12 protein-coding genes are annotated in these 14014 nt (G+C 69.5%); 11 read left to right on the top strand and 1 reads right to left on the bottom strand.

Translation table 11 applies throughout. From position 1 onward, the window contains the following. Window position 1 precedes the first annotated feature (1 nt). From TSH64_RS30230 to TSH64_RS30210, 5 genes are all read left to right on the top strand, one after another. Window positions 2-805 (top strand): ABC transporter permease subunit, encoded by an 804-nt coding sequence (locus TSH64_RS30230; protein WP_109453169.1) that lies wholly within the window; start codon window positions 2-4, stop codon window positions 803-805. 13 nt (window positions 806-818) lie between these two features. Further along, the gene (locus TSH64_RS30225) at window positions 819-1883 is read left to right on the top strand and encodes an ABC transporter ATP-binding protein (RefSeq protein WP_348770333.1); all 1065 of its coding nucleotides are present in this window, start codon (window positions 819-821) and stop codon (window positions 1881-1883) included. Between the two features lie 41 nt (window positions 1884-1924). Further along, on the top strand, window positions 1925-2743 hold the full coding sequence (locus tag TSH64_RS30220) for a phosphodiesterase (RefSeq protein ID WP_109450744.1): 819 nt from the start codon (window positions 1925-1927) through the stop codon (window positions 2741-2743). A 123-nt stretch (window positions 2744-2866) separates the two neighbouring features. Continuing rightward, a complete protein-coding gene (locus TSH64_RS30215; RefSeq protein ID WP_109450741.1) occupies window positions 2867-3853 on the top strand; it encodes an ABC transporter substrate-binding protein in 987 nt (328 codons plus the stop codon). A 245-nt stretch (window positions 3854-4098) separates the two neighbouring features. Then, entirely contained in the window at window positions 4099-5709 is a 1611-nt protein-coding gene (locus TSH64_RS30210; RefSeq protein WP_247873222.1) for an iron ABC transporter permease, read from the top strand. Here TSH64_RS30210 and TSH64_RS30205 read toward each other — a convergent pair. After that, on the bottom strand, window positions 5706-6719 hold the full coding sequence (locus TSH64_RS30205; protein WP_109450736.1) for an oxidoreductase: 1014 nt from the start codon (window positions 6717-6719) through the stop codon (window positions 5706-5708). The two genes, TSH64_RS30210 and TSH64_RS30205, sit on opposite strands and share 4 nt — an antisense overlap. Window positions 6720-7066: 347 nt before the next feature. On the opposite strand from TSH64_RS30205, the gene TSH64_RS30200 reads away from it, so the two are divergent. From TSH64_RS30200 to TSH64_RS30175, 6 genes are all read left to right on the top strand, one after another. Next, on the top strand, window positions 7067-8026 hold the full coding sequence (locus TSH64_RS30200; RefSeq protein ID WP_247873221.1) for a sugar ABC transporter permease: 960 nt from the start codon (window positions 7067-7069) through the stop codon (window positions 8024-8026). A gap of 1 nt (window position 8027) precedes the next feature. Then, window positions 8028-8909, top strand: coding sequence for a carbohydrate ABC transporter permease (locus tag TSH64_RS30195; protein ID WP_211113362.1), 882 nt, complete (start codon window positions 8028-8030; stop codon window positions 8907-8909). A 7-nt stretch (window positions 8910-8916) separates the two neighbouring features. Next, window positions 8917-10026, top strand: coding sequence for a sn-glycerol-3-phosphate ABC transporter ATP-binding protein UgpC (ugpC, locus tag TSH64_RS30190; RefSeq protein ID WP_109450731.1), 1110 nt, complete (start codon window positions 8917-8919; stop codon window positions 10024-10026). A 178-nt stretch (window positions 10027-10204) separates the two neighbouring features. After that, window positions 10205-10723, top strand: a complete 519-nt coding sequence (locus TSH64_RS30185; protein ID WP_109453165.1) for a 2Fe-2S iron-sulfur cluster-binding protein — start codon at window positions 10205-10207, stop codon at window positions 10721-10723. Next, window positions 10720-11709, top strand: a complete 990-nt coding sequence (locus TSH64_RS30180; RefSeq protein ID WP_109450729.1) for a xanthine dehydrogenase family protein subunit M — start codon at window positions 10720-10722, stop codon at window positions 11707-11709. The genes TSH64_RS30185 and TSH64_RS30180 overlap by 4 nt, the downstream gene beginning before the upstream one ends. Further along, window positions 11706-13991 (top strand): xanthine dehydrogenase family protein molybdopterin-binding subunit, encoded by a 2286-nt coding sequence (locus tag TSH64_RS30175; protein ID WP_109450727.1) that lies wholly within the window; start codon window positions 11706-11708, stop codon window positions 13989-13991. Before TSH64_RS30180 ends, TSH64_RS30175 begins: the two co-directional genes overlap by 4 nt. Window positions 13992-14014 lie beyond the last annotated feature (23 nt).

The following is a 14014-nucleotide window of genomic DNA, read 5'->3' as shown; positions in this document are numbered from 1 at the left end:
CATGCGTGACCTTTCCCACCGACGCGGCTGGGGGTTCTGGCTGCAACTGGGCTTCACCCTGCTGGTCTGCGCCCTGCTGACCGTGCCGATGGCGATGTCGATGCTGGCCGGGCTGACCGCCAATTACTTCGTGGGCCTGAAGAGCGGCCTGACCCTGCGCTGGGTCGACGAGGTTCTGCGGGTCTATTCCGGCACCATCCTCTTGTCCCTGCAGATCGCCTTCGCCTGTCTGGCCTGCACGCTGGTCCTGGGCGTTCCGGCGGCTTATGCGCTGGCGCGGCGTCCCGGCCGGATCGCCCGGCTGGTGGAAGAGCTGCTGATGATGCCGGTCGCCATCCCCGGCCTCGCCACCGCGCTGGCGCTGATCGTCACCTATGGCGGCGTCGGGGATCTGCGCGGCAGCTGGCTGTTCATCCTGATCGGCCATGTGCTGTTCACCCTGCCCTTCATGGTGCGCGCCGTGCTGGCGGTGATGGGCTCCATCGATTTGACGACGCTGGAGGAGGGGGCGGCCAGCCTGGGCGCCGGCTTCCTGCGCCGCTTCGCCACGGTGGTGCTGCCCAACTGCCGATCCGGCATCCTGGCCGGGTCGCTGATGGTGCTGACCCTGTCGGTGGGGGAATTCAACCTGACCTGGCTGCTGCACACGCCGCTGACCAAGACCTTGCCGGTCGGGCTGGCCGACAGCTATGCCTCGCTGCGGATCGAGATCGGCAGCGCCTACACCCTCGTCTTCTTCCTGATGATTGTGCCGAGCCTGATCCTGATGCAGGGTCTGTCCAGGCGCGGCCGTCCGTCCGTTTGAGGTCCTTTCCACGATGCCAGACAGCGTGATGCAGAACAGCTTCCACCTCGACGCCGTGCCGATCCGCCTGGAGCGCTGCGGCAAGACCTTCGCCGGCGGCGCCCGCGCGCTGGAGCCGCTGGACCTGACCATCCGCGGCGGCGAGACCATCGTCTTCCTCGGCCCGTCGGGCTGCGGCAAGACCACGACCCTGCGCATCATCGCCGGGCTGGAAAGCCCCGATCCGGGTGGCCGTGTGCTGTTCGGCGAGGAGGACGTCACGGCGCTCCCCATCGAGCGGCGCAACGTCGGCATGGTGTTCCAGAGCTACGCCCTGTTCCCCAACATGACGGTGGCGGAGAATGTCGCCTATGGGCTGAAGGTTCGCAAAATTGCCCGCGCCGACCGCGGGCGCCGGGTCGAGGAGATGCTGGATCTGATGCATCTGGGCGAGTTCGCCGGGCGGCGGATCGACCAGTTGTCGGGCGGGCAGCGGCAGCGGGTGGCCTTGGCCCGCGCGCTCGTGGTGCGGCCGCGCGTGCTGCTGCTGGACGAGCCGCTGACGGCGCTGGACGCCAAGCTGCGCGACAGTTTGCGGCTGGAGATCGACCGGCTGCTGCGCGGGCTGGGCATCACCGCCGTCTATGTCACCCACGACCAGGGCGAGGCGATGGCGCTGGGCGACCGCATCGTCGTGATGGCCAAGGGCCGGGTGGCGCAGGTCGGCACGCCGCGCGAGATCTATTACCAGCCGGCGGACGGCTTCGTCGCCGACTTCATCGGCACGATGAACCGGCTGGGCGGGATGGCGCGCGGCGGTACGCTGTCCATCGGATCGGCGACGCTGCCCTGGAGCGGGCCGGAGGGTGCGGTGGAACTGCTGGTCCGGCCGGAGGATCTGGCGCTGGCCGGCGAGGCCGACGGGCATCTGGGCGGTACCGTCGCCGCCGCGGTGTTCCTGGGCGACCGCACCCGGCTGGTGGTGGAGCCGGCAGACGGGCCGGCGCTGACTGTGGACGCCGCCGGGCGCAGCGAACTGGGGCGCGGCGACCGGGTCTGGCTGCGGGTCGATCCGGCGCGGGTGCTGGCGGTTCCGTAACGCTCCCGAACGAACACTCAAGCCCCCCGAGAGCCCATCCCATGATCATCGTCCAGATCACCGACACCCACATCAAGCCGCCCGGCCGCCTCGCCTACCGGCGCGTCGACACCGCCCCCTTCCTGGAGCGCGCCGTCGCCGCCATCCTGGCGCTGACGCCCCGGCCCGACGTCATCCTCGCCACCGGCGACCTCGTCGATGCCGGCGACGTGGAGGAGTATGAGCGGCTGCTCGAACTGCTGCGGCCGCTCGACATCCCACTCTTCGCGGTGCCGGGCAACCATGACGAGCGCGCCGGGCTGGCCCAAGCCTTCCCCGATCTGGCGGCGCGGGTCGGCGGCGGCCCGTTCTTCCATTATACGGTGGAGGAGTGGCCGGTACGGCTGATCGCCATGGACACCATCCTGCCCGGCTCCGGTGCCGGCGAGGTCTGCGCCGAGCGGCTCGGCTGGCTCGACGCACGGCTGGCCGAACAGCCGGACCGGCCGACCATCGTCTTCCAGCACCACCCGCCTTTCGATACCGGCATCGGCCACATGGACCGGCTGGGGCTGAGCGGGGCGGCGGACATGGCCGCGGTGGTCCGCCGCCATCCTCAGGTGGAGCGGGTGCTGTGTGGGCATCTGCACCGGCCGATCCAGGTGCGCTGGGCCGGCACCCTCGCTTCGACCGCGCCGTCCACCGCGCATCAGGTGGCGCTCGACCTGCGCGACGATGCGCCGTCGGCCTTCGTGATGGAGCCGCCGGGCTATCAGATCCACATGTGGCGCGCCGACACCGGGGTGGTCAGCCACACCGCCATGGTCGGCGACTATGACGGCCCCTATCCCTTCTTCAAGGACGGAAAGCTGATCGACTAGCCCCTATTGCCGGCCCCTATTGCCAGGCTCTATTGATTGATTTGGGCCTTTCCGTCCATTGTCACGCGCCTGTCATCGGTATCGCGTAAGACAAGGCTCCCCGATCCAACGGAGACGACAGAGATGAAGGCGTTCCTCGCCACCCTCGCCACCGTGCTGACCCTCACGTTCGGACAGGCGGCACTGGCCGACGGCGCCACCGGCAAGCTGGTGCTCTACACCTCGCAGCTGGAGCCGGACGCCCGCCAGACGGTGGAGGCCTTCAAGGCGAAGAACCCCGGCGTCGAGGTGGAGTGGATCCGCAACGGCACCACCGAGCTGATGAACAAGCTGCGCGCCGAGTTCACCGCCGGGGCGCCGCAGCCGGACCTGCTGCTGATCGCCGACGCGGTGACGATGGAATCGCTGAAGGCGGAAAAGCGGCTGCAAGCCTATGAGGGCGCTCCGGTGGCGGGCTACCGCCCCGGCACGCACGATGCGCAGGGCTATTGGTTCGGCACCAAGCTGATCACCACCGGCATCGTCTACAACACCGCCGCCCCGATGAAGCCGACCTCATGGCAGGATTTGCTGAAGCCGGAGGCCAAGGGCACCACGGTGATGCCGAGCCCGCTCTATTCCGGCGCCGCCGCCATCCATATGGCGTCGATCAAGGCGCAGCCGGCGCTGGGCATGGCGTATTACGAGGCGTTGCAGCGCAATGCCGTCACCGCCGCCAAGGGCAACGGCGGCATCCTGAAGGATGTGGCCGGCGGGGCGAAGCTCTACGGCATGATCGTCGATTACCTGCCGATCCGCGAGCATCTGAAGGGCGCGCCCGTCGCCTTCGTCTTCCCCAAGGAGGGCGTCAGCGCGGTCAGCGAGCCGGTGGCGATCCTCAGCACCGCGAAGAACCCGGCGGCGGCGAAGGCGTTCATCGACTTCCTGCTGAGCCGCGAGGGGCAGGAGCTGGCCTCGGCCCAGGGCTTCCTGCCGGCGCTGCCGGGGGTGAACCCGCCGCCGGGCTTCCCCGACCCGGCCGGCATCACGCTGCTGCCCTACGATCCGGCCAAGGCATTGGCCGAGGACGAGGCCAACAAGCGCGCCTTCGCCGACCTGTTCGGCGGGTGAGGGTGCGGCTGTGAAAACGGGTAGTCCCCTCTCCCCCCTGGGGAGAGGGTTAGGGTGAGGGGGGTGCGTTGCAGGGATCTCCAAGAATCGCACACCCCGTTGCTCCTGTGAAAATCCACGCTGTGCGTCCCCCTCACCCCGACCCTCTCCCCGGGGGGGAGAGGGAGATTGCCCCGGGTGGTCGAAGGGCGGGAACACGCATTCTCTCCGCCCTCCCCGGCTGGCCGCTGCTCGTCGGCCTGCTGGTGCTGCTGCCGGTCCTGCGCCTTTTGTGGGAGGCCGGCGACGCCGCGGTGCTGACCCGCGTGCTGAACTCTCCTACGACGTGGCGGGCCACGACCAACAGCATCGCCATCGCGGCCGGCGCCACGCTGGCGGCGGCGCTGATCGGCGGGCCCTTCGCCCTGCTGATCGGGCTGACGAACCTGCGCGCCCGCACGGCGATGAGCTTCGCCCTGATCCTGCCGCTGATGATCCCCCCGCAGATCGTGGCGATGGCCTGGACCCATCTCGCAGGCTCCGGCAGCCCGATCCTGAAGCCGCTGGGGCTGGCTCCCCCGGTCGGCACGGCGAACCCGGTGCAGTCGTCCGCCGGCATGATGCTGGTGATGGGGATCGAGCATGCGCCGCTGGTCTTCCTCGCCCTGCGCGCGGCGCTGCGCGCCATCCCCGGCGACGTGCTGGAGGCGGCGCGGGCGTCGGGCGCCGGGCCGTGGCGGGCGGTGCGCGGCGTGGTGCTGCCGCTCTGCCTGCCGGGGCTGGTCGCCGGGCTGGCCATGGCCTTCGTTGCGGCGCTGGGGAATTTCGGGGTGCCGGCGCTGCTCGGCGTGCCGGCCGGCATTCCGATGCTGCCGACACTGATCTACCGGCGGCTGGCCGGCTTCGGGCCGTCGGCCCTGCCGGAGGTGGCGGTGCTGGCGGCGCTGATCGGCCTCGTCGCCTGCCTGGGCATCGCGCTCCAGACCATCCTGCAAGCACGCATCGCCAGCCGCCTGCCCGGCGGCGCCCGGCCGCTGGCCGAGCTGCCGCTCGGGGCGGCCCGCGCGCCGGTGGAACTGCTCGCCTGGGGCGTGCTGGCGCTGCTGGTCGCCGCACCGCTGACGGCGCTGCTGGCGACCAGCCTCGTCAGCGTTTATGGCCTGCCCATAGGTTTCGGTACGCTGACGCTGGCCCATTACCGCGAGGTGCTGGCGCTCGATCAGGTCGGGCGGGCCTTCGCCAATTCGCTGCTGCTGTCGGGATCGGCGGCGACGCTGCTCGCCCTGCTGGCGGTGCCGCTGGCCCATGCGATGACGCTGGCCGGCGGACGCGGGCGGATCGCGCGGACGGTCGGCGTGCTGGTGGAGCTGCCGCATGCCGTGCCGGGGGTGGTGCTGGGCATCGGCTGCATCCTGCTGTTCCTGAAACCGCTGCCGGGGCTGGGCGTCAGCCTGTACGGCACGCTGTGGATCATCCTGGCGGCCTATCTGGTCCGCTTCCTGCCGCTGGCCCTGCGGCCGGTGCAGGCGGCCTGCGCGGCACTCGACCCGACGGTGGAAGAAGCCGCCCGCGCGCTGGGCGCCGGACCGCTGCGGCGGCTGGTGACGGTGGTGGCGCCGCTGGTCGCCCCGGCGGCGGCGGCCGGCGGGCTGCTGGTCTTCCTGACCGCCTTCAACGAGCTGACCGTCTCCATCTTGCTGTGGTCGCAGGGGCGCGAGACGCTGGGCGTCGTCGTCTATGCGCTGGAGGAAGGCGGCAGCCCGACGCTGGGCGCCGCGCTGGGCGTCATCGCCATCCTGGTGGTGCTGGCGGCGATGCTCGCCGCCGGCAGGTTCGGCCGCCGCCTGCCGCCGGGCGTGGTGCCCTGGCGAAGTTAAGCCAGACCCGCCGCCTTGCGTACCACCTCCAGCACGCTCAGCACGTCGCGTGCCTGTTCGGCGGTCACCGGCGGCGGAGCGCCGTCGAGGATGGCGGCGGCCACGCCGCGGTAGAAGGCGGGATAATCGCCGGGCAGCGTCTCCACCCGGCGCTCCGTCCCGTCGGCACGGACCAGCAAGGCATGGTTTTCCGGGTCGTCGGCGCCCCAGCCGGGTTCGGTCGGCAGGCGGCCGGCGCGGAGCGCCGCCTCCTGCCCGTCGATGCCGTGCTTGAGGAAGCTGCCGCCGTCGCCATGCAGCTGGAAGCGCGGCCCCGGCCGACAGACCACCGTCCCGCAATGCAGGATCGCCCGCATCGGCCCATAGCCGAGCACGATGTGGAACCAGTCGTCGACCTCAGCGTCCGGCCGCTGGGCGCCGACGTCGGCGAGGATGCGGTCGGGCATGCCGAACAGCGTCACCGCTTGGTCGATCAGGTGGGCGCCGAGGTCGAACAGCACGCCTGAGCCGGGCAGCGTCCGTTCGCGCCAGCCCTGCTTGATCTGCGGGCGGAAGCGGTCGTAATGCGCCTCGTAATGATAGGGGCGGCCGACCTCGCCCGCCTCCAGGCAGGCGCGCAGGGTCAGGAAGTCGTTGTCCCAGCGCCGGTTGTGGAAGACGGTCAGCAGCCGGCCCTGCCGCCGGGCCAGCTCGATCAGCTCACCGGCCTCCGCCGCGCTGGTCGCCATCGGCTTGTCGATCACCACATGCTTGCCGGCCAGCAGAGCCTCGCGGGCAAGCGGGGCGTGGCTGGTGTTGGGGGTGGCGATCACCACGAGGTCGATGGCGGGGTCGGCGATCACCGCCTCCGCCGTCGTCGCCTCCGCCCCCGGTGCAGCGCGGCGGATGTCGTCGATGCGCGAACTGGCGACCGCCGTCAGGCGCAGGCGCGGTTCGCTCAGGATCAGCGGCGCGTGGAACACCGACCCGGCAAGGCCGAACCCCAGCAGACCGACCGACAGGCTCTTCATCGTCCAGTGTCCTCTTCGCAAAAGGCTTGCCCGACAGACCATGGCCCCCGCCCGGCCCCGGCGCAACAGCGCCCGCACCGGCATAGCATCGTCCCGGCCGGGCGGGCGGAGGTCTGTGTAACGGTTGCGTAACAAGGCGGGCGCCGGGAAAGCGCCGCGTTACCAAATTGTCCGCCCCGCCCATCATCGGCAGCGTACAGTGACCGCCAAGCGAACGACCGCCGGACAAGCCTTTTGCCGCAGCGGTCCAACAGCAACGCGTCACGGGAGGGAACCGACATGCGCGACCTGCATCCGTGTGCGACGCCGGCCCGAAAGCCGGCCCGAAGGCCGATGAGGCTCGCACCATGACCTTGCAGACCCCATCCTACCGCCCGGCAGCCGGAGAAGAGGCCGCCCCCGGCAGCGCCGCCCCGCCCAAGTCGGGCGGGCTGCGCGCGCTGGCGCAGCGGCACCTGTCCAAGCTGGTGGTCGCCCCGTCCTTCGCGGCGATCCTGCTGTTCGTCTACGGCTTCATCGTCTGGACGGTCTATATCAGCTTCACCAACTCCAAGATGCTGCCGTCCTACGAGCTGGTCGGCGCCGATGCCTTCTCCAAGCTGTGGCGGATCGAGCGCTGGTACGTCGCCATCGAGAATCTGCTGATCTTCGGCGGGCTGTTCATCGGCATCAGCCTGATCGTCGGCATCCTGCTGGCGGTGCTGCTCGACCAGCGCATCCGCGGCGAAGGGGCGTTGCGCACCATCTATCTCTACCCGATGGCGCTCAGCTTCATCGTCACCGGCACCGCCTGGAAATGGATCCTCAATCCCGGCATCGGCATCCAGCAATTCGTGCGCGACCTGGGCTTTCCCGGCTTCACCTTCGACTGGATCGTCCAGCAGGACACCGCCGTCTACACGCTGGTGATCGCCGCGGTCTGGCAAAGCTCCGGCTTCGTCATGGCGCTTTTCCTGGCCGCTCTCCGCGGTGTCGATCAGGAGATCATCAAGGCGGCCTATCTCGACGGCGCCAGCCTGCCGCGCATCTATTGGGGCATCGTCCTGCCGTCGATCCGGCCGGTGTTCATGAGCGCCTTCGTCATCCTCGCCCACCTCGCGGTCAAGAGCTACGACCTCGTGGTGGCGCTGACCGGCGGCGGTCCGGGCTATGCGTCCGACCTGCCGGCGACCTTCATGTACGAGATGACCTTCCGCCGCAACCAGATCGCCATCGGCTCGGCCAGCGCGCTGATGATGCTGGCGACCGTGGTGGCGATCATCGTGCCCTATCTCTATTCCGAACTGAAGGGAGGCAAGCGTGTCTAGCCTGACCTCCGCCCTGCCGCCGGCGCAGGGCACCGGCGCCCGCATCGCCCGCTGGGGCCTGTACCTGATCCTCCTGCTGTTCGCGGCCTATTACCTGCTGCCGCTGCTGCTGATGATCGCCACCTCATTCAAGAGTCCGGAGGAAATCCGCACCGGGTCGCTGCTGTCGCTGCCGCGCGATTTCAGCCTGGATGCCTGGAGCTATGCCTGGAACCGCGCCTGCATCGGCGCCGACTGCCGCGGCATGGCGCCCTATTTCCTCAACTCCCTCGTCATCGTCGGGCCGGCGGTGATCATCTCCACCCTGTTCGGGGCGCTGAACGGCTATGCCCTGACCAAGTGGCGGTTCCGCGGCGCCAACATCGTCTTCGGCATGATCCTGTTCGGCAGCTTCCTGCCCTCGCAGGTGATCCTGCTGCCGATGGCGCAGACGCTTGGCTTCCTCGGGCTGGCCGGCAGCGCCGGCGGGCTGATCCTGGTCCATGTGGTGTACGGCCTAGCCTTCACCACTTTGTTCTTCCGCAACTATTACGTCAGCATCCCCGACGATCTGGTGAAGGCCGCGACCATCGACGGCGCCGGCTTCTTCCAGATCTTCACCAAGATCATGCTGCCGCTGTCGCTGCCGATCCTGGTGGTGACGATCATCTGGCAGTTCACCCAGATCTGGAACGACTTCCTGTTCGGGGCGTCCTTCGCGGCGGGCGGCGCGCAGCCGGTGACGGTCGCGCTGAACAACCTCGTCAACACCACCACCGGCGTGAAGCAGTACAACGTCGACATGGCGGCGGCGATGATCGCCGGCCTGCCCACCCTCGTCGTCTATGTGCTCGCCGGGAAATACTTCATCCGCGGTCTGACCGCCGGCTCCGTCAAGGGGTGATCTTCCGATGGCGACTCTCAGCATCAACAATGTCCGCAAGCAGTATGGCAGCGTCGAGGTCCTGAAGGGCATCGACCTGGACCTGACGGACGGCGAATTCCTTGTCCTGCTCGGTCCGTCGGGCTGCGGGAAATCCACCCTGCTCAACATGATCGCCGGCCTGGAGACGATCAGCGCCGGCGAGATCCGCATCGACCAGCGCGTGGTCAACGAGGTCCATCCCAAGGACCGCGACATCGCCATGGTGTTCCAGTCCTACGCGCTCTATCCCAACATGACGGTGGCGCGGAACATCGGCTTCTCGCTGGAAATGCGCGGGCAGGCCAAGCCGGAGCGCGAGGGCGCCGTCCGCCGCGTCGCCAAGCTGTTGCAGATCGAGCATCTGCTCGACCGCAAGCCGGCGCAGCTGTCGGGCGGCCAGCGCCAGCGCGTCGCCATGGGCCGCGCCCTGGTCCGCGATCCCAAGGTGTTCCTGTTCGACGAGCCGCTGTCCAACCTGGACGCCAAGCTGCGCGTCGACATGCGCACCGAGATCAAGAAGCTGCACCAGCGGCTCGGCACCACCGTGGTCTACGTCACCCACGACCAGATCGAGGCGATGACGCTGGCCAGCCGCATCGCCATCATGAAGGAGGGCGTCGTCCAACAGTTCGCTCCGCCGCAGGAGGTCTATGAGCGGCCGGCCAACATGTATGTGGCGAGCTTCATCGGCTCCCCCACCATGAATTTCGTGCGCGGCACGCTGTCGGCGGAGGGCGACCGGCTGGGCGTCAGCATCGGGCGCGAGCGCAGCGGCTTCCTGCCGCTGTTCCAGGCGCCGGAGCAGGCCGGAAGCTGGCTGGGCCAGGAGGTGATCCTGGGCATCCGTCCGGAGGCCATCACCTGCTACGACCCGGCGATCGCCGCCGGCAACCCGGCGCTGGTGAAGGTGGCCTGCGGCGTCAATGTGCTGGAGCCGACCGGCGCCGACACCATCACCTATGTCGAGCTGAACGGCCATGAGGTGGTCGCCCGCATCAAGCCGAGCGACCGGGTGGCGGAGGGCGAAACCGCCGACTTCATGATCGACATGGCGCGGGCCAACCTGTTCGACCCGAAGACCGAACAGCGGATTTAAGCGTCCGGAGCCCCGGCGATAATCCCCTCTCCCCCCCGGGGAGAGGGGGATTTTTTCCGACCCAGCGTGATTTCCAGCGCCGTTGACGGTTAACAGGCCGGCTCAATCCGCCCGCAAGGCGGGGGCGGGCCAGGGTCTGCCATCGGGCAGGACCCGTTCCGTCATGGGGAATGCGCTGATGAACTTCACCATCAATGGGCAAAGCGTCGAGGTCGAGGCGGACATCCGCAGTTCGCTGCTCGACCTCCTCCGCAACAGTCTGGGTTTCACCGGGACCAAGAAAGGGTGCGACCAGGGCGCCTGCGGCGCCTGCACCGTTCTGGTCGACGGCGAACGCATCAATTCCTGTCTGGCGCTGGCGGTCCAGTATCAGGGCCGCAGCATCACCACCGTCGAAGGGCTGGGCAGCGACGGCGCCCTGCATCCGTTGCAGCAGGCCTTCGTCGAGCATGACGGCTTCCAGTGCGGCTACTGCACGCCCGGCCAGCTCTGTTCCGCCGTCGGCATGGCGCGCGAGATCGAGCGCAACATCCCGAGCGTCGTCACCGCCGACCTGTCGGCGGGCAGCGTCGCCATCGACGAGACCGAACTGCGCGAACGCATGAGCGGCAATCTCTGCCGTTGCGGCGCCTACAACGGCATCGTCGAGGCCATCTCCGAAACGCTGGGCAAGATGCAGGAAGGGGCACGGGCATGAACCCCTTCAGCTATGAACGGGCCGCCGACGCGGCCGCCGCCATTGGATTGGCGAAAGGCAATACCGCGGCGCGCTATCTTGGCGGCGGCACCAATCTGGTCGATCTGATGCGCGAGACGGTCGAACGGCCGGAGATGCTGGTCGACGTCACCGGCCTGTCACACAAGATCGAGCCGCGCTCAGACGGCGGCCTGCTGATCGGGGCGGCGGCGACCAACACCGCGCTGGCCGCAGATGCGCATGTCCGCACGCAGTACCCGCTTCTCTCCCGCGCGATCCTCGCCGGGGCCAGCGCCCAGATCCGCAACATGGCGACGGTCGGCGGCAACATCCTGCAACGCACGCGCTGCCGCTATTTCTACGATACGGCTGCGGCCTGCAACAAACGGGAGCCGGGGGCCGGCTGCGACGCGCGCGACGGCTTCAACCGCTACCACGCCATCCTCGGCGCGTCGCCGGCCTGCGTCGCCACCCATCCGTCCGACATGTGCGTGGCGCTCGCCGCCCTCGACGCGACGGTGCATCTGGACGGGCCGGACGGGCCGCGCAGCATGGCACTTGCCGACCTGCACCGGCTGCCGGGCGACCGGCCGGACATCGAGACGGAGCTGAAGCCGGGCGAGCTGATCGCCGCGGTCGAACTCCCGCCCCTGCCCTTCGCCCGCCGCTCGACCTACCGCAAGGTGCGCGACCGCGCCAGCTATGCCTTCGCGCTGGTGTCGGTCGCCGCCGCCCTCGATCTCGCCGAGGACGGGACGGTGCGCGACGTGCGGCTGGCGCTCGGCGGCGTCGCCCACAAGCCGTGGCGGGCCTCGGCGGCGGAAGCGGCGCTGAAGGGCCGGCCGGCCGATCCGGAGAGCTTCCGCGCCGCGGCGGAGGCGGAATTGGCCGCCGCGGCCGGGCTTCGCGACAACACGTTCAAGATCGAGCTGGCGAAACGGACCATCGTCGCCGTCCTCGGCGACCTGACAGGAGACGAAGCATGAGCGCGCACTCCGACGCCGCCGCTTCCCGGCCCGGCCGCTGGCAGCCGGCGGTCACGCAGGATCCTCTGCTGCAAAAGCATGGGGCATTGGGCCAGCCGGTTTCGCGCATCGAAGGACCGCTGAAGGTCCAGGGCAAGGCGCGTTTCGCCGCCGAGTTTCCCTATGAGGGTCTCTGCTACGCCGCACTCGCCTTCAGCACCATCGCGCGCGGGCGGATCACCGCGCTCGACACCGCGGCGGCGGAGGCGGCGCCCGGCGTCGTGCTGGTGATGACCCACCGCAACGCGCCGCGGATGAAGGCGCCGTCGCTGATGATGTCGTCGCCGACCGCCGCCGGGGCAAGCGACCTGCCGGTCATGCAAAATGACGAGATCCATTGGAACGGCCAGCCCATCGCCGTCGTGCTCGCCGAGACGCAGGAGCAGGCCGACCATGCCGCCTCGCTGGTGACGGCCGGCTATGCGCCGCTGCCGGCGGTGACGTCCTTCGACGAGGCCAGGAAGACGCCGCGCCAGCTCGACAACATCCTGGGCCAGCCGCCGGTGGTCGAGATCGGCGACGCCGAGGCGGCGCTGAAGGGTGCGGCGGTGCAGGTCGACCAGATCTACCGGACGCCGCGGCACAACCACAACGCCATCGAACTGCACGCCGCGACCGTCGCCTGGACCGGCGACGAGCTGCGGGTGCATGACGCCAGCCAGCTTCTCGACCTGACCGCCGGGCAGCTGGCCGACATCTTCGGGCTGGAGGCGGGCAAGGTCCGGGTCTCCTCCCCCTATGTCGGCGGCGGCTTCGGCGGCAAATGCCTGTGGGACCACCAGATCCTCGCCTGCGCCGCCGCGAAGCTCGCCGGCCGGCCGGTGCGCATCATGCTGTCGCGCGAGGGGGTGTTCCGCATCGTCGGCGGCCGGACGCTGACCGAGCAGCGGGTGGCGCTGGGCGCCAGCACCGACGGCAGGCTCGACGCGCTGATCCACACCGGCATCGCGGCGATGACCGAACACAACTCCTGCCCCGAGCAATTCACCTTCCCGACCCGCCACCTCTATGCCGCCAAGTCGGTCCGGCTGGCCCAGGAGGTCGCCGACATGGACATGCTGGCGAACACCTTCATGCGGGCGCCCGGCGAGTCCGTCGGCACCTTCGCGCTGGAATGCGCCATCGACGAGCTGGCCGAAAAGCTGGGCCTCGACCCCATCGAACTGCGGCGGCGCATCGAGCCGGAGAAAGACCCGACCAGCGGCAAGCCCTTCTCCGCCCGCCACCTGATCGACGCCTATCAGAAGGGTGCCGAACGGTTCGGCTGGGAGCGCCGCAGCCCGACGCCGCGCCAGCGGCGGGACGGCGAGTGGCTGATCGGCATGGGATGCGCCACGGCGACCTACCCCTATCACCGCTTCCCCGGCGGGGCGGCGCGGATCAGGCTGACGGCCGGCGGGCAGGTCACCGTCTCGACCGCGGTGCACGACATGGGGATGGGCACGGCGACGGCACAGGTCCAGCACATCGCCGCCCGGCTCGGCGTGCCGCTCGACAAGGTCAGCTTCGAGTATGGCGACACCAGCCTGCCGCGCGGGGTGATCGCCGGCGGCTCGACCCAGACCGCCTCCATCGGCGGCGCCGTCATCGCGGCGACGGAGGTCTTCGTAGAGGAGCTGCTGAAGCTCGCCGGCAACGATTCGCCGCTGGCCGGCCTGTCGCTGGCCGAGGTCGAGACGCGGGACGGCGGCATCGGCCACCGCGACGATGCCGCGCGCTTCGAGAGCTATGAGTCGATCCTGCGCCGGGCGGGACGCGGCGAGCTGGTCTGCGAGGCCGAAGCCCCGCCACCGGCGGAAATGGAAGCCTTCTCGATGCATTCCTACGGCGCGCAGTTCTGCGAGGTCCGGGTCAGCGAAGTCACCGGCGAGGTCCGCGTCTCGCGCTTCCTCGGCTCCTTCGACGCCGGCCGCATCCTGAACGCCAAGACGGCGACCAGCCAGTTCAAGGGCGGCATCATCATGGGGATCGGGCTGGCGCTGACCGAGGAGACCAACTTCGATCCGCGCACCGGCCGCATCGTCAACGCCTCGCTCGCCGATTACCACGTGCCGGTGCAGATGGACGTTCCCGCCATCGAAATCCTCTACACCGACATCCCCGACCCGCAAGCGCCGATGGGCGCCCGCGGCATCGGCGAGATCGGCATCACCGGCGTCGGCGCCGCGGTCGCCAACGCCGTCTACAACGCCACCGGCAAGCGCATCCGCGACCTGCCGATCACGCTCGACAAGCTGATGTGACGCTTCAAAGGCTTCGATTTGGG

This window comes from Azospirillum sp. TSH64 (assembly GCF_003116035.1).
Lineage (GTDB): Bacteria > Pseudomonadota > Alphaproteobacteria > Azospirillales > Azospirillaceae > Azospirillum.
Note: the sequence above shows the minus strand (reverse complement) of the source record. Positions and strands in the feature narration are given on the sequence as shown.

Excerpts from the sequence above, each read along its gene's own strand:
- TSH64_RS30205 (WP_109450736.1), bottom strand. The coding sequence starts at position 6,719 with ATGAAGAGCCTGTCGGTCGGTCTGCTGGGGTTCGGCCTTGCCGGGTCG.
- TSH64_RS30200 (WP_247873221.1), top strand. The coding sequence starts at position 7,067 with ATGACCTTGCAGACCCCATCCTACCGCCCGGCAGCCGGAGAAGAGGCC.
- ugpC (WP_109450731.1), top strand. The coding sequence starts at position 8,917 with ATGGCGACTCTCAGCATCAACAATGTCCGCAAGCAGTATGGCAGCGTC.
- TSH64_RS30230 (WP_109453169.1), top strand. The coding sequence starts at position 2 with ATGCGTGACCTTTCCCACCGACGCGGCTGGGGGTTCTGGCTGCAACTG.
- TSH64_RS30175 (WP_109450727.1), top strand. The coding sequence starts at position 11,706 with ATGAGCGCGCACTCCGACGCCGCCGCTTCCCGGCCCGGCCGCTGGCAG.
- TSH64_RS30185 (WP_109453165.1), top strand. The coding sequence starts at position 10,205 with ATGAACTTCACCATCAATGGGCAAAGCGTCGAGGTCGAGGCGGACATC.
- TSH64_RS30225 (WP_348770333.1), top strand. The coding sequence starts at position 819 with ATGCCAGACAGCGTGATGCAGAACAGCTTCCACCTCGACGCCGTGCCG.
- TSH64_RS30220 (WP_109450744.1), top strand. The coding sequence starts at position 1,925 with ATGATCATCGTCCAGATCACCGACACCCACATCAAGCCGCCCGGCCGC.
- TSH64_RS30180 (WP_109450729.1), top strand. The coding sequence starts at position 10,720 with ATGAACCCCTTCAGCTATGAACGGGCCGCCGACGCGGCCGCCGCCATT.
- TSH64_RS30215 (WP_109450741.1), top strand. The coding sequence starts at position 2,867 with ATGAAGGCGTTCCTCGCCACCCTCGCCACCGTGCTGACCCTCACGTTC.